Annotated in this window: 27 protein-coding genes; 2 read left to right on the top strand and 25 right to left on the bottom strand. The window is 32.4% G+C overall.

Annotation, left to right across the window (positions count from 1 at the left end; translation table 11 throughout):
- Nucleotides 1-4 precede the first annotated feature (4 nt).
- Both QLQ96_RS21700 and QLQ96_RS21695 read left to right on the top strand, forming a co-directional pair.
- A complete protein-coding gene (locus tag QLQ96_RS21700; protein ID WP_482493207.1) occupies nucleotides 5-463 on the top strand; it encodes a hypothetical protein in 459 nt (152 codons plus the stop codon).
- 4 nt (nucleotides 464-467) lie between these two features.
- On the top strand, nucleotides 468-830 hold the full coding sequence (locus QLQ96_RS21695; protein WP_482493206.1) for a VOC family protein: 363 nt from the start codon (nucleotides 468-470) through the stop codon (nucleotides 828-830).
- On the opposite strand, the gene QLQ96_RS21690 is transcribed toward QLQ96_RS21695, so the two are convergent.
- The 25 genes from QLQ96_RS21690 to QLQ96_RS21570 all read right to left on the bottom strand — a co-directional run bounded on the left by QLQ96_RS21690 (nucleotide 804) and on the right by QLQ96_RS21570 (nucleotide 17,976).
- Nucleotides 804-1,940: an acyltransferase family protein gene (locus tag QLQ96_RS21690; RefSeq protein ID WP_482493205.1), complete on the bottom strand. Its 1,137-nt coding sequence runs from the start codon at nucleotides 1,938-1,940 to the stop codon at nucleotides 804-806. The genes QLQ96_RS21695 and QLQ96_RS21690 overlap by 27 nt on opposite strands.
- A 113-nt stretch (nucleotides 1,941-2,053) precedes the next feature.
- Nucleotides 2,054-2,737 (bottom strand): 2'-5' RNA ligase family protein, encoded by a 684-nt coding sequence (locus tag QLQ96_RS21685; RefSeq protein WP_482493204.1) that lies wholly within the window; start codon nucleotides 2,735-2,737, stop codon nucleotides 2,054-2,056.
- Between the two features lie 7 nt (nucleotides 2,738-2,744).
- Nucleotides 2,745-3,113, bottom strand: a complete 369-nt coding sequence (locus QLQ96_RS21680; protein ID WP_482493203.1) for an iron chaperone — start codon at nucleotides 3,111-3,113, stop codon at nucleotides 2,745-2,747.
- A 246-nt stretch (nucleotides 3,114-3,359) separates the two neighbouring features.
- Nucleotides 3,360-3,827, bottom strand: a complete 468-nt coding sequence (locus QLQ96_RS21675; protein WP_482493202.1) for an SRPBCC family protein — start codon at nucleotides 3,825-3,827, stop codon at nucleotides 3,360-3,362.
- Nucleotides 3,828-3,909: 82 nt separating this feature from the next.
- Entirely contained in the window at nucleotides 3,910-4,491 is a 582-nt protein-coding gene (locus tag QLQ96_RS21670) for an LOG family protein (protein ID WP_482493201.1), read from the bottom strand.
- A 117-nt stretch (nucleotides 4,492-4,608) separates the two neighbouring features.
- Nucleotides 4,609-5,133, bottom strand: coding sequence for a GNAT family N-acetyltransferase (locus QLQ96_RS21665; protein ID WP_482493200.1), 525 nt, complete (start codon nucleotides 5,131-5,133; stop codon nucleotides 4,609-4,611).
- A 21-nt stretch (nucleotides 5,134-5,154) separates the two neighbouring features.
- Nucleotides 5,155-6,279, bottom strand: coding sequence for a lactonase family protein (locus tag QLQ96_RS21660; protein WP_482493199.1), 1,125 nt, complete (start codon nucleotides 6,277-6,279; stop codon nucleotides 5,155-5,157).
- Between the two features lie 167 nt (nucleotides 6,280-6,446).
- Nucleotides 6,447-7,550 carry an MBL fold metallo-hydrolase gene (locus QLQ96_RS21655; protein WP_482493198.1) on the bottom strand — a complete coding sequence of 368 codons (1,104 nt, stop codon included), beginning with the start codon at nucleotides 7,548-7,550 and terminating at the stop codon, nucleotides 6,447-6,449.
- 1 nt (nucleotide 7,551) lies between these two features.
- Entirely contained in the window at nucleotides 7,552-7,974 is a 423-nt protein-coding gene (locus tag QLQ96_RS21650; RefSeq protein ID WP_482493197.1) for a DUF1801 domain-containing protein, read from the bottom strand.
- On the bottom strand, nucleotides 7,961-9,025 hold the full coding sequence (locus tag QLQ96_RS21645; RefSeq protein WP_482493196.1) for a serine hydrolase domain-containing protein: 1,065 nt from the start codon (nucleotides 9,023-9,025) through the stop codon (nucleotides 7,961-7,963). Before QLQ96_RS21645 ends, QLQ96_RS21650 begins: the two co-directional genes overlap by 14 nt.
- Before the next feature lie 100 nt (nucleotides 9,026-9,125).
- Entirely contained in the window at nucleotides 9,126-9,494 is a 369-nt protein-coding gene (locus QLQ96_RS21640; RefSeq protein ID WP_482493195.1) for a nuclear transport factor 2 family protein, read from the bottom strand.
- Nucleotides 9,495-9,573: 79 nt separating this feature from the next.
- Nucleotides 9,574-9,783, bottom strand: coding sequence for an ArsR family transcriptional regulator (locus tag QLQ96_RS21635; protein WP_482493194.1), 210 nt, complete (start codon nucleotides 9,781-9,783; stop codon nucleotides 9,574-9,576).
- 1 nt (nucleotide 9,784) lies between these two features.
- The gene (locus QLQ96_RS21630) at nucleotides 9,785-10,201 is read right to left on the bottom strand and encodes a hypothetical protein (RefSeq protein ID WP_482493193.1); all 417 of its coding nucleotides are present in this window, start codon (nucleotides 10,199-10,201) and stop codon (nucleotides 9,785-9,787) included.
- A gap of 42 nt (nucleotides 10,202-10,243) precedes the next feature.
- Nucleotides 10,244-11,158, bottom strand: coding sequence for a helix-turn-helix domain-containing protein (locus QLQ96_RS21625; RefSeq protein WP_482493192.1), 915 nt, complete (start codon nucleotides 11,156-11,158; stop codon nucleotides 10,244-10,246).
- A gap of 12 nt (nucleotides 11,159-11,170) precedes the next feature.
- Nucleotides 11,171-12,067 (bottom strand): NmrA family NAD(P)-binding protein, encoded by an 897-nt coding sequence (locus QLQ96_RS21620; protein ID WP_482493191.1) that lies wholly within the window; start codon nucleotides 12,065-12,067, stop codon nucleotides 11,171-11,173.
- 102 nt (nucleotides 12,068-12,169) lie between these two features.
- The gene (locus QLQ96_RS21615; protein ID WP_482493190.1) at nucleotides 12,170-12,655 is read right to left on the bottom strand and encodes an SRPBCC family protein; all 486 of its coding nucleotides are present in this window, start codon (nucleotides 12,653-12,655) and stop codon (nucleotides 12,170-12,172) included.
- 97 nt (nucleotides 12,656-12,752) lie between these two features.
- Entirely contained in the window at nucleotides 12,753-13,094 is a 342-nt protein-coding gene (locus tag QLQ96_RS21610; RefSeq protein ID WP_482493189.1) for a nuclear transport factor 2 family protein, read from the bottom strand.
- Between the two features lie 47 nt (nucleotides 13,095-13,141).
- Nucleotides 13,142-13,582 (bottom strand): hypothetical protein, encoded by a 441-nt coding sequence (locus QLQ96_RS21605; RefSeq protein WP_482493188.1) that lies wholly within the window; start codon nucleotides 13,580-13,582, stop codon nucleotides 13,142-13,144.
- A gap of 297 nt (nucleotides 13,583-13,879) precedes the next feature.
- Nucleotides 13,880-14,266 (bottom strand): DUF1801 domain-containing protein, encoded by a 387-nt coding sequence (locus QLQ96_RS21600; RefSeq protein ID WP_482493187.1) that lies wholly within the window; start codon nucleotides 14,264-14,266, stop codon nucleotides 13,880-13,882.
- A 17-nt stretch (nucleotides 14,267-14,283) separates the two neighbouring features.
- Nucleotides 14,284-14,718 (bottom strand): GNAT family N-acetyltransferase, encoded by a 435-nt coding sequence (locus QLQ96_RS21595; protein ID WP_482493186.1) that lies wholly within the window; start codon nucleotides 14,716-14,718, stop codon nucleotides 14,284-14,286.
- Between the two features lie 13 nt (nucleotides 14,719-14,731).
- On the bottom strand, nucleotides 14,732-15,070 hold the full coding sequence (locus QLQ96_RS21590) for an avidin-fold protein (protein WP_482493185.1): 339 nt from the start codon (nucleotides 15,068-15,070) through the stop codon (nucleotides 14,732-14,734).
- Nucleotides 15,071-15,148: 78 nt separating this feature from the next.
- Entirely contained in the window at nucleotides 15,149-15,655 is a 507-nt protein-coding gene (locus tag QLQ96_RS21585; protein ID WP_482493184.1) for a TPM domain-containing protein, read from the bottom strand.
- A gap of 146 nt (nucleotides 15,656-15,801) precedes the next feature.
- Nucleotides 15,802-16,476 (bottom strand): carbonic anhydrase, encoded by a 675-nt coding sequence (locus QLQ96_RS21580; protein WP_482493183.1) that lies wholly within the window; start codon nucleotides 16,474-16,476, stop codon nucleotides 15,802-15,804.
- Between the two features lie 225 nt (nucleotides 16,477-16,701).
- On the bottom strand, nucleotides 16,702-17,451 hold the full coding sequence (locus QLQ96_RS21575; RefSeq protein ID WP_482493182.1) for a YegJ family protein: 750 nt from the start codon (nucleotides 17,449-17,451) through the stop codon (nucleotides 16,702-16,704).
- A 162-nt stretch (nucleotides 17,452-17,613) separates the two neighbouring features.
- Nucleotides 17,614-17,976 (bottom strand): winged helix-turn-helix transcriptional regulator, encoded by a 363-nt coding sequence (locus tag QLQ96_RS21570; RefSeq protein WP_482493181.1) that lies wholly within the window; start codon nucleotides 17,974-17,976, stop codon nucleotides 17,614-17,616.
- Nucleotides 17,977-18,018: the final 42 nt, after the last annotated feature.

Genomic DNA, 18,018 nt, shown 5'->3' with positions numbered 1-18,018 from the left:
CTTCATGAAAATCTCAACTATTTTTGCTGTTTTGGCTTTCGCTTTTATTTCTTTTAATTGTAATAAAGTTAAAGAAGAGCCGATTTTAAATTCTGAAGTTGCTGTTAAAAGTGATAGCGTTGCAAAACCTATAAAAAAAGAACTGCCTGAGAATTTTGACGAATTCAATAAAAAATTCCATTCTGATTCTCTTTTTCAAGTTTCAAGAGTTGATTTTCCAATTGAAGGAAAACACGTTGCAGGTTTTGAACAGTACAATTGGACAAGAAAGAATTGGCAATTTCAAGCTATTCCTGTTGCTGAAAATACAAAATTTGAAGAATACCAGCATTCATTAGTAAAAACAGACACTTTAATCACAGAAAAATTTTGGATTCCAGATAGTGGTTTTGATGTAGAAAGGAAATTTAAACTGATTAAGAACAAATGGTTTTTAATTTATTATAACGACATAAATTTATAGTAAAATGAATCACAATGCTAAATCTATCCGACCGTTTATAGGCGCTAAGAATTTTGAAATTTCAAGAAGTTTTTATCGCGATTTAGGATTTGAAGAAACAGTTTTAGAATCTAACTTTTCAGTTTTTAAAACAGGAGAAATTGCTTTTTATCTTCAAGATTACTACGATAAAAACTGGATTGAAAACACCATGATTTTCCTTGAAGTAGATGATGTTGAACATTATTACAGTGAACTTTTAGCTTTAAATCTTCCCGAAAAATATGAAGGAGCAAAATTAACTCCGATAAAATATTTAGATTGGGGAAGCGAATGTTTTCTGCATGATCCGTCTGGAGTTTTATGGCATTTTGGGAAATTCAAATAATAATTTTTTCGTACTTAAAAATCTCGCTCGCAACTTCATAAATGGTTTTTCTATTATTTGATGAAGCAGATATGCCGCTGTAACACAAGTAATAATACAAATTAGCATTGATAATGTACTATTTGTATCAATATTCAAATAAGAGAGAAATTCTTGCGTAATATGAATAATTCCTTTGTGAGTTAAATAAATTCCATACGAAAGCGCCGCTATAAAAGATGTGATTTTAGAATTCCATTTATACAATACACTTTCAGGAGAAATCGCACCCATTACCACAAATCCGTAGCCGAGTGCAATAACTGGAAATCCGAAAATTGATGCGTAAAAAGATCTTTCATCAATGCAAAGAATGTAAGCTCCGACTAATATTAGAACTCCAGTAATCAGTAAAAGATTTCCGTATTTGGAGATTTTATTCCATAATTCAGGAAGAAATTGATAGAGCGCCGCGATAGAAACTCCAATTAAAAGTCCGTCCAAACGATTATATGTTGGATAATAAATGTACTTATACCAATAAAGCCAAGAATCTTCATTTTCGATAATTGGAAGATACAATTTTTCCCAACTGTAAAAACGAATCGCAAATCCCAAAAGAAAAAAGGCTATCACCAGCCAATATGATTTGTAAAAGAATTTTGTCGTTATTAGAAAGTATAGAAAAACGGGAAGAAGAAGATAAAAATGTTCCTCAACGCAAAGTGACCAAGCATGCGAAAAAGCACCAAAATCCTTCAGATTTAAATCAAAATTCTGAGTAAAAGTAAGGAACTTCCATAAAGAAGGCAACGCTTCTCTTTCTCTAAAAAATGGAAAAAGAAAATAGATTGCCGTAACAAACCAAAAAGCTGGAAGAATTCTAAAAAAGCGTTTTACAAAAAAGTCTTTAAAAGAAATTTCGATACCATTTTTAATTTGTAAAAATAGCTGGGAAGAAATCAGAAATCCGCTTAAAACAAAAAACAAATCGACTCCTGTCCAGCCAAATTTAGCAATTGTTGGAAGCCATTCTGGATGACCGAAAACGGGAACTTGATAATGAAATAAAAAAACATAACAGATTGCAAAAGCACGTAAATGATCCAGTCCGAAAAGTTTTTTATCCACCGTTGAAAGTTTGTATAATTGGTTATTTTGAACTCAAAGGTAGCTGTATTTTGTAATGCTAAAAACTTGAAAATAGAAGTTTTATTAACAAAATGTTTTTGGCTTTAAATAAATTATCTCAAGCAAAAATTACCCAAAACGCGTGTTGTATTTTTACGATGATACCAATCATTATAAACCAATTCTAAGTTTTTGACTTCGAATTCTCCGAAATCATAATCACGGAATTTTTCTGCGATTTCTATTAGTTTTTTCGGATCATGAAGTTTTTCTTGAAAACGCATTATAGTAGAATATGCCGTCGATATAGAATATCGGCTGTCAATGCTTTGCTTTAGCACTGAATTCTTGAAGTTTTCACGAAGTCTATTTCGTAAATTATTTAAAGTTTCATCACTCGAAAATCCTTGAATCATTAATGCTGAAGGAGAAGCGGTTATACCTTTAAACTGAATTTTGATTTTCTCAACATCAACCAAACTTCTGCAAATCACTTCGATATATTCGTTTGGAGAAATCTGATTCAAAATAAAATCAGAAGAACAAGAAATAATTGACATAACCGTAATATGAATGTCTGAATCGGGGTAAAAATACTGTTCAGGTTCGGCTTTTTTTAATTCGTTAATAAAAGTCTGGATGTTAGTTTTAATTTCATCGTTTGGACGAATAAGCAGCGTAATTCCGAAACGAGAATCAGATTTGTTTTTAAGTTCAGAATCTATAGAATACTTTCCTGCTGAAATGATTTCAGAAGATGTTTTGTAAAGTTGGTTGTAGTGTTCAGTTAAATTCATTGTGGTATTATTTCTTTTTGGCTTTTGCCAGATTTTCTTTGACTCTAAATTTTACAATTTCTGTGATCAAATCGTAAGGCATTGGATCTTTTAAAGGAAATTGCACAGAGCCCTTTCCTGATTTGTATTTAGAAAGTTTTTCTGCAAAAGCTTCGTGTCCGCTAGGTAAAGCATAAAGTCCGATATGGTTTTTAAAAGCTGCAAAATAAACTACAATGCCATTTTGCTCAAAAGCTGGCATCGAATAACTGATTTTCTCTGTAGCATCGGGAGCTGCTTTCTTAATCGTCATTCTGACTTTTTCCAAAATTTCCTGAACATCATTTGGAAATCCGCCAATGTACTCGTCTATGTTTTCTGGTTTTTTAACGTCCATGACTTTTGTTTTTTTGTTTCAAGTTTCAGGTTTCAAGTTGTCTTTTCTTTGCGGTTAATTTTTTTACCGCAAAGTTCGCAAAGTTATTTTATTGCGAGACTTAAGCAGAACCTTATTTTAAGTTCGCAAAGCTTTGCGTAGATTTAGCTTTGTGAACTTTTCATTTTAATGACTCTCAAAAATCTTTGCGCTCTTTGCGGTTAAATTTTTACGCAGAGTTGGCACAAATTTGAGGTTAAATCTTCATCACGCAAGTCCCTTAGGAAAACGATCCAAAACCAAATTCAATTGCAGATTATGTTCTAAATAAGCTTTTGCTCCAGCCAAAACCAAAGTAAAACCTTCAGTCGAATTACGAACCTGATCTATAATTTTATCTGTGTCGCCATGAAAACCAGAATTGATGATACTCACAAAAGTTTCATTTTCGTTCAACGGACTAAAAACCCATTCTACCAAAGTAATTTCATCAGGATTTCCCCATTCAATTACAATCTTTTTATTTTCTTGAAGAACAAGTGTAGTAACAGAAAGCGAAAAACCATACATTTCCCAAGTCCATTCTGTTTTTTGATTTTCTTCTAATTTTCCTGATCCTTTTGTAAACCAAAATTTACTTGTAATGCGAGGATCAATAAAAGCCTGAAAAACTTCAGCAACAGGTTTTCTTATCAGCATTTCGGCCTTTGCATATTTGTTGTTTTCTGTTTTCATTTTGTTTGAAATTAGTTAGTTACGTGCAAAGAGGAAATGTAAATATAACTCTAAATTTTGTACTGAGATCTTAAGTTCTGACTTATAACTTTTTTTTATCAATCCATTTTCCGACAGTTGGCGCGGTGTAATTTCGCATTTGATTTAATAAATCATCAATAGAATCACTAACCAATAACATTTTTTGATTAGCTTCTTTTAGCAATCCTTTATCTGTCATTGTTTGCAATAACTCAATCAGTGAATCGTAAAAACCGTTTATGTTCAAAATGGCGATTGGTTTTTTATGCAATCCTAATTGTGCCCAAGTCAGCATTTCAAAAAGTTCTTCGAGAGTTCCAAAACCGCCTGGAAGCCCAATTACACCATCGCATAAATCGTTCATTTTGGTTTTTCTTTCATGCATGCTTTCAACCAAAATTAATTCAGTTAAGCCTAAATGAGCAATTTCTTTAGATCTTAAAAAATTAGGCAATACACCAATAACTTTTCCTCCAGCGTTTAAAGCTCCATCAGCTACAGCGCCCATTAAACCGACATTTGCACCGCCATAAATTAATTCTATATTTTGTTCCGCTAAGGTTTTACCCAAAGCAATTGCTTGTTCTTCGTAAATTTTTTCGGTGCCAAAACTAGATGCACAGAAAACGGTTATTCTTTTCATTTATTTTTATTTTTTTAGAGGAGAAAGAGCAAAGAAACAAGAAGCAAGACAATTGATTATGCTCAATATCTTTCCTCTTGTTTCTTGTTTCTTGCTTCTTTCATTTCAGCTCAAGTCTCATTTTTTCTTCAATTCATATTCAAAATACGGAACTTCTAGACCATTAATCGTAAATGTTAACTCATTGATCTTTTCTGCTCCAAGTTTTAAAACAGCTTTTTGCGATCGGAAGTTTTCTGCTCCGATGTGAAAAAGTACCGAATCAACATGCTGAAACGCATAATCGATCATTAATTTTTTATTTGATTTATTGTACGGACCGCCCCAATATTTTCTGGTGATAAAAGTGTAACCAATTCCAACGTTCGATTTTTCTGGATTATAATCGTAGAAACTTGTTGTTCCCATAATTTCATTGGTTTGTTTATCGAGAATTAGGAACGGACTTTTTGTAAGGATGATATCAAAGTAATTTCTAAAAACGTCTTTTTTATAGCGATCATTAACTGGATTTTGTTCCCAAATTAACGGGTCTGAAGCGGCTTCAAATAAGGCTTCAAAATGTTTTTCTTCTAACGGAATTAACTTTGAGATTTCGTTTTCTAAGAAATCTGGCTGTAAATTAAAGTTTGATGTTTGCATTTTTATGATTTTAGTTAAAGGCTAAATTTTTCGAACTTGTACACAAGAAACATTTTTCATTTTAATCTGTTTTCCTGTTTTTTTCAATAATCCAGTTTTAGAATCTCTTTTAAAAACAATTACATCTCCGGTTAAGACATTCGAGGCAACTAAAAATTTTCCGCTTTCATCAAGAGCAAAAATTCTCGGATGTTTTCCTAAAGTAGACTGATAGCCAATGTTTTTAAGCAATCCGTTTTCATCGATAGAAAAAATGGCAATATTGTTTTCTTTTCCTCGATTTGTCGCATACAAAAACTTTCCATCAGGAGAAATATGAATATCAGAACTTTCGAAACCCTCTTTTATTTTATCTGAATGCGTAGCAATGCGCTGAATTTTATTTAAAACACCATTTTCATAACTATAAACGCTTATTTGCCCTGCCATTTCTTCAATGCAGTATCCCCATTTTTGATTTGGGTGAAAAGTAAAATGTCTTGGTCCAGCCTCTAAATCGGTTTTTGTAAACGGATTTTTGGTTTCGACTAAAGGCTTTTTCAGATTTTCATCAAATGCATAACAGCGAATTTTATCGGCTCCTAAATCGGGTAAAAACAAATAATCGCATTGCGGAGAAAACACCGCGGAATGCACGTGAGATTTGGTTTGGCGTTCTTTATTTATGCTACCATCTGAATATTGAAAATTCTGCGCAAGCGAATCAATTTTTCCATTTTCTAAAAGCGGATAAACCGAAACGCTTCCTTCTGTATAATTGGCATTCGCAAGCCATTTCCCATTTTTATGAACGCTTACATAGACAGGATTTTCGCCACCGCTTCTCTGACTGTTTAAAAAAGTCAATGTTTTCGCTGACGGATTAAATTCAAAACTACTCACGCTTCCCGCATTTGGAGTTTTGGTGTCTGTGCAAGCATAAACATATTTCCCGTTTGGCGAAACCGTCAAATAAGATGGATTCACAATATTTTTGACTGAAGTAAATTTGGTTAATTTTCCGCTCAAAGTATCCAATTGATAAACCTGAATAGCTTCGGCAGTTTTATCGCGGTTATAAGAACCCAAAAACACGTAGGTGTTTTGAGAAAATAGGTTTATTGTTAATAGAAATGCAATTGTGAAATAATATATTTTTGATTTCATTTTTAGTTTTTTGGTTTGCATTGTCTGGCTGAGCGAAGTCGAAGCCCTTTGCGCCCTTCGACTTCGCTCAGGGTGACATTACAGATGTTTTTTGTTTGTCTTAGTTTATTAGCTGAAAGAAAACCTTTGTCCCTTTGTTCCTCTGAGCCTTTGTTCCTTAAAAAAAATCATCGAATATTAAGCCACCATTCTTTAAACTCCTGTTTATCATTTTTTAGTTCAACTGCTTCTCCAATCATTGGAGTAATTAAACTAATCGGATTTTCAGACAAACTATTCAATTCGGTTACTTTTTTCAAAGGTTCGTCCCACGCATGAAGCGATAAAGCAAACTTAGAAGAATGCACCGGAAATACTCGTTTTGCTTTCAAGTCTTTCATTGCTTTTATTACATCTTCTGGTAAATTATGAATGTATTTCCAGCTCTGATTATATTGTCCATTATCAATTAAAGCAACATCAAAAGGACCATATTTTTCGCTAATTTCAGCAAAATGTTTGTCGTAACCGCTGTCTCCGCCCAAATACATTTTAAAGTCTTTGCTTTCTAAAACAAAAGAAGTCCAAAGCGTATTACATCTTTTAAAACTTCTGCCCGAAAAATGTCTTGATGGCGCGGTATGAATTGTTAGATTTTCATCTAATTGGATAGTGCTGTACCAATCTTTTTCAATAATGTTTTCAGTAGGAAATCCCCAGAATTCGAAGTGGGAACCGACGCCAAGAGCAGTAATTATTTTCTTTGTTTTAGGCTTTAATTTTAAAATCGTTTTATAATCCAAATGATCGTAATGATCATGTGTAATCAATAAATAATCAATTTCTGGAAGATCGTCAACCGTATAAATATCAGAGCCTTTAAACGATTTTGTTGTTCCTGGAATAGGAGAGGCGTTTCCGCTAAAAACAGGATCTATTAAAAAGCATTTTCCTTCCAACTGAATAAAATAAGACGAATGTCCGAACCAAATCAAGATATCTTGATCTAAAGAAAGTTCTTTCAAATTGGTTTTAATTGACGGAATCAAATCAGTGGGGATTTTTCTTTCTACTTTTTTGAAGAAGAAATCAAACAAAACTCCAGGCATGCTTGCACCTTCAGCAAGATCTGGCGTAAAGCTCTGGTTTTCGAATTTTCCGTTTTTGTATTGTGGCGAATTCTGAATTAGAATCAATCTTTCGCCAGACGGCGCTTTTCCAAATTGAGGATGCTGTAAAAAAAAGTAAACGGCAAGAACTATTATGAATAATAGAATTAAGAATGTAATCATTTTATTTTGAGGGATATAAATTTTGGGTGTACTGAATAGAAAGTAAAATTATCTTTTTTAAAATTTCTTTATCAACATCATCTAGCTTTTTGATGTAAATACAAGCTTTTGAAGAAGTATGTTTTCCTAGTTTCGGTAAAAGTTCTTCTCTTTTTTCTTCTGGCAGATAGAAATAAACGGTCATTGCTGTTTTTCTTGGTGAAAATCCGGCTAATGGTGCGTCGCCTTCGTGTCCGCTGTCGTATTTGTAATGATAACTTCCAAAACCAATAATGCTTGGTCCCCACATTTTGGGTTCAAAACCAGATGTTTCTTGCATTATTTTAAGAAGTTCAAAAGCATCATTTCTTTTAACTTCATTTTCGACAGCATTAATAAAATCAGTAACGCTTTCTGCTGTTTCGTTGGTTTTATTTTTTGCCATTTTGAGAATTATTTTTCTTTATTAAATCACTTTTAAGCAAAAAGTTTTTGATTTTAAATTCGGTTATGTAAAACAAATCAGCATCTTGTGGCATCTGATTTTCCATAGCAATAAAACTTACATCACTTTCTGGGAAATAAATATTTACAGAAGAAAATCCATCACCTCCTAAACCAGTGTGTCCAAGATATTTTACATTATCTTCTTCAACAATTCTAATTCCGTAGCCGTAAGGTTGTTTTTCTTTTCGGAAGAAATTATGTTGTGACAGAATTGTATTTTTAGTCAATAATTGATACGATTCTGACTTTAATATTTTTCCTTTATGCAGATTATTATTCCAAATAGCAAGATCTGAAACTGTTGAAATAACGCCATCTGCGCCTAAGTTATCATTATTTATAAAACCAAACTTCAAAGGAGTTAGAGTGTTTTTATTGTTGTCATATCCAGTTGCTAAATCCTCAGTTTTGTTTGCAGAATAACAAAAAGTATGATTCATTTTTAATTTCTTAAAAAGCGATTCGGCTACTTCTGTATAACTTTTCTTCGTGGTAAATTCAACAATCTTTCCGATTAAACTATAGTTTAAATTACCATATTTAAATTGCGTTCCCGGTTTAAAAGCCAATGGTTTTTGCAAATCGACAATTCCATGCGAATGGTTTAAAAGCTGATGAACGGTAACAGAATCAGCCCAAGTTTGTTTGAGCTCAGGCAAATATTTTTTAATCGGAGCATTCAAATCTACTTTTCCTTTTTCTACTTCTAATAAAAGTAAAACGGCAGCAATTAATTTACTGTTCGACATTATCTCAAACTGTGTATCCATTTTCAAAGGCGTTCTAGTTTCAAAATTCGAAAAGCCTTCTGCTTTAGAATACAAAGTTTTTCCGTTTTGTGAGATCAAAACTGTACCATTAAATTTAGGATTGGTATTTTGAATTATACTATCGATACTTTTTTTGAAATTGTCTTTTTTCTGTGCTGAAGAATGACAACTTGTTAAGATTACTAGCAGTGATAAGGAAATTTTAGAGATGAAGTTCATTTTGGTTATTGGGAGTTTCTTTTTGTTTTGAGTTTCAAGTTTCAGGTTTAACGTTTTTTGCAGGCAACTTGAAACCTGAAACTTGAAACAAAATTTTAATTTAAAACATTCCGTTTTTGTTAATAGAATCTTTAGGAACGGGCTGTCCGAGATCCCAAAGTTCGACGATTTTATCCGATTCAAATTTAAGAATGTGTACAACGGCAAAACCAATGTCTGAAGGCGTTTGTTTGAGATGTGAATGCACAGCAACCAAATTTCCGTCTTCTAGAATATGATGAATTTTAAAAACCTTATTCGGATTTGTTCTGGCAGATTCTTCCATGGCAAGCATTAAGGTGTCTGCATCGCCTTTGAAATAAGCGTTGTGGTGTTTGAAATTCTTTCCAACATATAACCGAAAACCTTCGTGAGGATGCCCTTTTGCTGCCAATTTCAGGAAGTTTTTAGCGATTTCTTTCTTAGTCATAATTCAAAATTTAAAAGCAAACTAAGTTATGAAATAAAGTGCTATAAATTTTGCAGAAAAGGATTGGAAATTTATAAAATTAAAGGACTTCCGATTTTATTTTGCTAAGGTCTACGCCCAGTTTGGTAAATTCTTTTTCGCCCAATTCGGTTATGTAGAAATGTTTGTCTGCGGGATTATTTTTAGCAATCCATTTTTTGTCGGCAAATGTCTCTAAAAGCAATTCGCCCAATTTGCCACCAATATGTTCGTAGCATTTTTTTGCTGGTTTTATGGTTTTGTCGCTCATTTTATTTTTTCTTTTTTAAAGCAATTTTAGAAGCTAAATAAGCCATCGGAAGATAAGCGAAAATTATATCTACAAAACTAAACCAAATAGGAGACGGCAAAGTAAAAACCGTAACAATACCGCCAAACAAAAAGAAAGCGCCAATTCCGAAAGCTAATTTTGTTTTGTGATGAATAGCTGCAATAGCCGTTGTCAATGCTCCTGCAAAAGTCCCGATTGCGTGTGCTAAAAAAGGAAAAAGAAAATGCTTTGGTTCAAATAAATGCATGGTTGCCTTTAAACCTTCGGTAGTGGTAACATCCACACCATTTGGAGCCGGAATTATTGAATTGCTCAATAAAATAATACTCATATTGACAATGCTTCCAATAACAAGACCTGCAATTACAGCCAAAGTATTTCTTAAAAATGGATTCATAATTTTCGTTTTTACCTAACGAATTTATGAAAAATAAAGCAATTAGTTAAATGATTGTCTGAATTCTAAAGGCGAAGTATTGGTCTTTGTTTTGAATAATTTACTGAATGATTGCTGATGCTCAAAACCAAGTTCAAATGCAATTTCGCTGATCGATAGCGTAGTGGTTGAGAGCTTTTCTTTGGCTTTTTCAATCAATTTATTATGAATGTGCTGTTGCGTGCTTTGACCAGTATTCGTTTTTAATAATGCACTAAGATAATTGGGAGAAACATTTAAATTTTCGGCTATAAATTGTACCGTTGGAAGTCCTTGATTTTTAAGGGAATCATCTTTAAAATGATCGTCAAGCAATTTTTCTAAACGCGCTAAAATCTGATGACTGCTAATTTTTCGAGTAATAAATTGTCTGTTATAAAACCTTTCGGCGTAAGTCAAAAACAATTCAATTTGCGCAATAATTACATCTTGGCTAAACTTATCGATATTGGATTTATATTCTTGCTGAATATTTTTAATGATATCAATTAACATATTTTCCTCTTTATCAGAAAGATGAAGTGCCTCATTGGCGGCATAACCAAAGAAATCATACTGTTTGATTTTCTGCGCAAGCGGTGTATTCCAAAGAAAATCAGGATGAATCAATAATGACCATCCTGTGTGTTTCATTTCTGCGTTTCCTTCAATAGAAAAAACTTGTCCTGGCGAAAGAAAAATTAAAACTCCTTCTTTAAAATCATATTCCTGTTGCCCATATCGCATTTTTGCGTTGGCATTTCTTTTTAAAGCAATCGAATAAAAATCCAACATTAAGCTTTTTGGTTCTTCGTTATTGAGATATTTTAAATCTTCAAAATTGTAAACGCTCACCAAAGGATGTTCGGGTTTTGGCAAATCTCTAAAATCATGAAATTCGCTTATTGTTTTAAATCGAAGTGGTTGCTGATTTGCCATACTACAAAGTACTTAATTTTGGTTGAAAATAGAAGCAAATTCTTTTGCATAATCTGCCAGTTTTGTTTTTCCTAAAACCGCAGGACGATTTTGATTATAATCTTTAACTAGCAAACCGCTGTTAAGTGCGGCGTACATTTCTACCAAACCTTGCGCAATTTTAGGTTGCATTCCAACAGCAATTAATCCGTTTAGAGTTTCTTCGTCAGTAATTAATTTCCATTCTAAATCTGGATTTCCAATTGCTTCACCTAAGATTTTTGCGGTTTGATCTCCAGAAAGCTCTTCGCTCGATACATAACGTATTTTTTTTCCGTCAAGCGGAGTGGTAAGTTCTTCTGCAATTGCTTCGGCAATATCGTTTGGAGAAACCCACGGAATCAATTGATCTGCTCCATAATTAGCAGCGATAATTCCTTGATTTTTAATCATCGGGATATAAGCCAGCAAATTGTAGTAAAAAGAAGTTGGACGCATGAATGTAATTGAAACATCTGAAAGCTTGTTCAAAACCGTTTCGATTTCATTATAACGCTGAATAATTCCAGAACCTTGTTTTAAATGTGCGCCAATACTGCTTAAAAATACCACACGTTTTACGCCAGATTTCTCGATAGCTTCTGCATAATTACTTCCAATTGTACGAGTAAAAGCATCTAAATCAAGATTTGGGTCAAAATAATTTGCACGCGGAATCATGCAATATACGGCATCTGCTCCTGTAAAAGTTTGAGTTAAAAAATTGACATCATTTACCGAACCAATTTCGGCTTGAGCTCCAAGATTTTCAATTTCCGATTTTCTTTCATTACTGCTTGCAATTACTGTAATTTGATGTTCGTCTTTTAATAAAGCTTTCGCTAAAGGCTTGCTAATGTTCCCTAAAGAACCTGTAATTATAATTTTCATAATACTATTTTTTTGATGATACAAAGTTGCGAAGCATCATACAAACAGATTTAGCCAAATCTATGATTGACGTAGTCTAAAATAATAGTATGAAATATGATTTTATTTTTCGGATAATTTCCTTTCCGTTTCAAGTTGAGGCTTTCCAGTAGCATTTGGCTGTCCTTTTCCAGTTTCAATGAGTTTTTTTAAACTATTCTCGATGTAGTTTGTCCAACCGGTTTTGCAAACTTCAAAACATTCATATTCTGGAACCAGACCGACATGTGTAAAAGTGAGTTTTGTCTTGTCGTTTTCTTTCGAAATGTCAAAAACGGCTGTTGTATTGGTCCATTCGGTATCGTCTTTCGTAAAACTGAAATAATTTTCCTCAATCAGCCAAACGATTTTCTGATTCGGAATTACTTCAATCAATTTTATTTTACATCGGTGAACGTCTTCGTAATGATATTTAAATTCGTCACCTTCGTTTGCTGTTTTTCCTTCAATTTCTTCAGACCACCAACCGCTAACATTTTGTATTGCTTTAAAAACTTCTTGTGGTGATTGATCGACTATTATAGATGTGGTAAAATCTTGAGTATTCATAATTAATTGATTTTTAAATTAGTAAAGTAAATTTACAATCTAAAAATCAATTAATTAAGGTGTTTGAGAGACAATTTTAAGGGGCATTTAAGACAAGTTAAGATCGTATTATGTCCATTCTGCTTATTTTTTGATTTTGCACTTCAAAAATTACTACTTGTTCTTTTTTGGTTTCGTCTCCATTTCTGCCAGTAATGTATTCGTGAACAATTGCTTTTGTGTCAAAAAAAATTGTTTTTATGATTGCTGCATTTAAGGTTGGTGATTGTTCAAAAAGTTTGAGAAACATTTCTTCACATTCTTTTTTGTCATTAATAATCAACTGGCGATCAGAGAAATTAAAAATTTTAATATCGTCTGTATACAAAGGCATCATTTCTTCGATTGATCGATTATTGAAGGCTTTCATTTGAAGGTCAATAATTTGTTCTATTGTCATTGCTTTTAATTAAAATAGTTTGTTTTCTTAACGGATTTCAGACAAGTTTAAATGCCATAAAAGAGTATTGCAAGTGCCATAATTGATGCAAATAAAATTAGAAAACTTAGGAAAGCGATAAAAGTTACTCTCCATCCGCCAAAGGTGTCTCCTCCGTTATCGTTATGTTTTTTTATATTTTCTTCTTGATAAGTCTGAATTATGTAAGAAGCAATGAACGAATAAATGGCAGGGAAAATAATTTTAGGAAATTTTTCAGGAAGACTAAATGAGATTCCTATGATAGCGATTGTGCATGATGCTGTAATAATCCAAGTGTTTCTGGCTTTTTCAAAATCATTAAAAGTTTTAAAATTTTGAGCAATGCAATATCCTGCAACCAATGGACCGCCAAAAAAAGTTGCAGTGCTGATCGCTTTTTTAGAATATATTTTCTCCGTTGGAATTTCTTCAAAAACTGATTTTTCAGTTGAATTGTCTGGTATCATTTTAGGTTGGTTAAGATTTAGGAATTATTTTATTGTTTTATTTTTTTCTGGAATTTTATTAATAAGTTCAAAGTGTTTAGCCATTACATTTTCAATGTTCTAAATGTCCCTAAGATAATCATTCTTTATGAATCAAATCGGCCTTAACACTTGAAAAATCTACGATTTTTTGCTCTGATGCGCGTTAAGGGTTTTAGTCTCCATCTTTTTATTTTATAAAAGGAAAATAATTTTGTAACAGTAATATGACGTTAATAAAATTAAATATTGAAATTCGTGTTTTGTATTTTACTGGCGTTATTTCAATCGAAGCAATTCACCTTTTCGTTTAACAATGTTTTTGTAATCCCATTGAATTTCTCTGCTTTTTTCAAGCCAGCGTTTTAGATCTTGCTTATCTATTTGATCAGCATTTGTATAACGTTTTTCGGCTGCCTTAAATGAGCCTTCGTTTTGGAGTTGTTCTTCGTCAAAAGATTGACCGCTCCAGAAAAGTAATCTAACAGAATCTTTTAATTTACTATACCCCACAACCGGATTTCCTTCTAGAAACCAAACGGGATGAGCGTGCCAGATTTTGTTTTCGGCATCAGGCAGGTTTTTCATGATAATCGAATAAAGAATATCGCAGATTTCTTTGTTTTCAGCTGTCTGAGCATCGTTATAATCTTGAATCTGATTCATGTCTTTAGCGTTTAGGGTTATTTTATATCTTTTGTTAGCTCAAATAAAATATAAGTTCCGTTGCTTGAATGCCCTTTCGATTTTTCTATAAATCCTTTTTTAATATAAAATTCAACTGCTTTAGTATTGCTTACGAGGCATTTTAAGGTAATTGGAAATGTGGTTTTCTGTATGGCGGCTTTTAATAATTTGGTACCGATGTTTTTTCCTTGAAATTCGTTATCAACATAAAGATGATGGATAAAATTATTGGGCATCCAGATCGAAATAAATCCAACAAGAATATTGTCTATATGAGCAGTTAAAATGTATTCTCCCTGTGTTTGCTTGTCAAAATCTTCTAGCCTGAATGCGGAAATGTCTTCTTCTATAAATGTGCGTTGTCTTTCATTTAAGAATAGTTCTCTTAAATTTGGTAAATCGATTTCTCGTAATTCTATTATTTGCACCATTTAGAATTTGCATTTATTGCTCTTCGATTATAGAATTTCCTTTAGATTCGTCGCCCGATGTCCATTGCCAGGTTTCATGAAGTCTTATTTTTCCATTTTCTAAAATTTCGGGTTTAGAATTGCAAATACCGGTCATTAATTCTCCTTTTTCGTTTATTTGATGGTATCTCATTTCAATATTCCCTTTTTCATCAACCAAACCAATAAGATGGCCTTTTTTGATTTTTCCTCCTGAATATTCTGAAGTCAAAATGTTTCCTTCTTGTTTATAATGAAAAGCAGTTTCGTTAGATGTTTCTCCGTTTTCGCTATTGCTGATAGGTTTGAAAGTTTTATTGTTGTAATTAATCATTTTAATTGAGTTAAGAAAGAGACAAGATAAATAAAAAATCCGACCTGTTTGTACAAATCGGATTTTACGTATTTATTTTTATTGTTGCAATTTTTTCATGAATTCATTCGAAGCCATTTCTAAAGCTTTATAATAGTTTCCTTTTTTGAGTTCAGGAACTGCATATGTACTGATTATGACTTGCGTTTCTTCGGTATTTAATTTGTATTTTATGAAATCTACGCTTAAAACCTGAATCTGTCTTAATGATTTGCTGACAAGGATTAAAATGGTAGGATCTAATCTCGGATCTTTTGATAAAAACTTGTCAAGATCTACAGCAAATTCTTCAAAAGAAGGAAACGGCTGAACAGAAGGAGTCGTTATAATAACAATTTTATAAAGATATTTTTTTTCAAAATTGTTTAGAGTTGTGTTTAAGGTTTTAAGTTCTTCTGGTTTAAGAATTTTTTCGAAGTCGTTAACACAGTCTGAAGACTGTGAAAAAGTATTTTTTAAATTTGAAGCAAACTCAGCATTGTTTTTTATTTGGGCAGATAAAAGAACTGATGAAAACAGTATAATTAAAAAGAATAATTTTTTCATTCTTGAGGAGGTTAGATTTGGTGCAGCAAAAGTAGCACATTCTTGACTTTAAATAAGCTACGAAAGTGAAGAATATATTAATTAAACGAAAAAAAATCCAAGAAGCAAAAGAGCCAATTGGATTTTTAAGAATCTGTTTTCACAGACTATATTTTTTCAGTTTTTCCTGTATGCACGTCGTAACACATTGAGACTACTTTTACTTTATGCCCTTTTGCAATAGCATTATCCTGAATTTGTTTGGTTGAATGTTTAACGTTGGCTTTAATCGCACCTAAATAATTTTGTGCTTTTGGTAAAATTTTGTCGGCTTGGATTTCTTCATCTTCATTTGAGATCGTTTCTACAATATCGTCAATATGATTTAAATGTTTTTTATACGATCTGTCTTTGTCATTAATATACGCTTTTACAGCACCACATTCTGTGTGGCCTAAAACCACGATTAATTTTGTGTCTAGATGTTGTATGGCATATTCAATACTTCCCATATCGATATCTGAAATTAGATTTCCAGCATTTCGTATTACAAATAAATCACCAATTCCTTGATCGAAAATAATTTCTGGCGATACCCTGCTGTCAGAACACGTTACGATAACCGCAAAAGGTTTTTGTCCATTTTGATTTGCGAGAACGGTTTTCTTGTCTTGACGCGGATGAATAGATTTACCTTCTAAAAAACGTTGATTTCCGGTTTCTAATTGTTCTGCTTCGTTGGTGTTTTTACCAACATTTTTTTCTTCGTTATGCTTACAGCTCCATACAATACCAGCTATAAAAATTGATAATAGAACAATGATAATGATTTTGATTCTCATCTTAATAGTGTTTTGAATTTTAAATATTACAAAACTAATTCGCTTTAAATTGATGAGAGGTCGCTAGAAGTCTTTTTTGTATTAAAATAAGACAGATTGCCGTGCAGAGAAATTTTCTTTAAATTTTTCTAAATTTTAAAGAAGTTAAAAGTATAGTTTTGTTTTTTGAATTTTATTTAAACTAAAAAATCCGACCTGCTTTTGCAAATCGGATTTTGAAAATTTTTATTGAAGTACAGGGATTAAGTGATCCCATTTGAGTTCTTTGGCAAAATCTAAAGCGGTTTTTCCGTTATTGGTTTTTGCATTTGCATTTGCACCTGCGTTTAAAATGAGTTCTACAGAAGTTTGATTTCCAGCAATGGCTTCTCGATGTAAAAATGTATAGCCCAAATCGTCTTGCGCTTCTATTTCTTCTGGATTGCTCTTTAAGAATTCAATGAGACTTTCTTTCATGTTTTTACTCATTGGATGTTCAATCAGATTTTCTGGTTTTTCTTTTTGTTCAAAAACAATCTGAATATCGTTAAAATCTCCAAAGTCTAATCCCCAAGCTTCATCATGAGCTTCTCTTTCTTCATCGCTCATTTCTGAACGCATTGCCTGAATTGTAAATGCACCGTGTGTTTTTCCTTGACTTGCAAATAACCAATCGCTAATCTGATTAATCGGAATTGCGATTTCATCTCCATTATTTACATTCGTCAATTCATTAGGATCGTTTACTAAAATTCCGTAGATCGTTTCACCGTCAAAATTTACATCATTAATCCACATGTGTTCAACTACGGTTTCTCCGTCAATATCTTGAGTAAAAGCTAGTTTTACGCAGGCAACATCCAATCCTGGAATTATTCTTCTATATTCCCAAGAAAGTTCTCTCCAGAAATATTTGAAGGTTTCTTGAGCTCTTTTATAGGCTTCGATCATTTTTGGGCTTTCCCCGTCGGCGTAGAATATCTTTGTTTCAGACATGATTTTTAATTTATTTTTTTGATAGATTATATGTGTTAAAATTAAAGAATTATTTTGTTTCGGATGTTAGTTTGTCAGTAATATTTTTAATACAAAAAGGATAAAAAAAAATCCGATTTGACTTAACAAACAGATTTCTATTTAACCTTTAATAAGGAGGGTTTATTCTTTTTTTAAAGGAGGATAATCTATTCCTTCTTCTTGAATCAAATCGTAGCCATATTTCATTATTATTTCAATTACAGGAATTGCTTTTTTTCCTTTAGATGTAATACTATATTCTACTTTTGGAGGTACTGTAGGATATGCTTTTCTAGTAATTAAGCCTTTAGATTCCAATTCTTTTAATTGACTTGTCAGCATTTTGTCTGTTATGTGCGGAATATCTTTTTTTAATTCGCTAAATCGCAGAATATTATTTTGCAATCTCCATAATATCGGCATTTTCCATGTGCCTCCAATGTGCGCTAAGGCAAATTCTATGGGAGTATAGTAAAGTTTTCTGTCGTGAAAAAAATCAGGCATTTTAGTAAGTGTTTAAATATCAGTTAACTTTCAAAAAAGTAA

Source organism: Flavobacterium sp. B167r (assembly GCF_056824315.1).
Note: the sequence above shows the minus strand (reverse complement) of the source record. Positions and strands in the feature narration are given on the sequence as shown.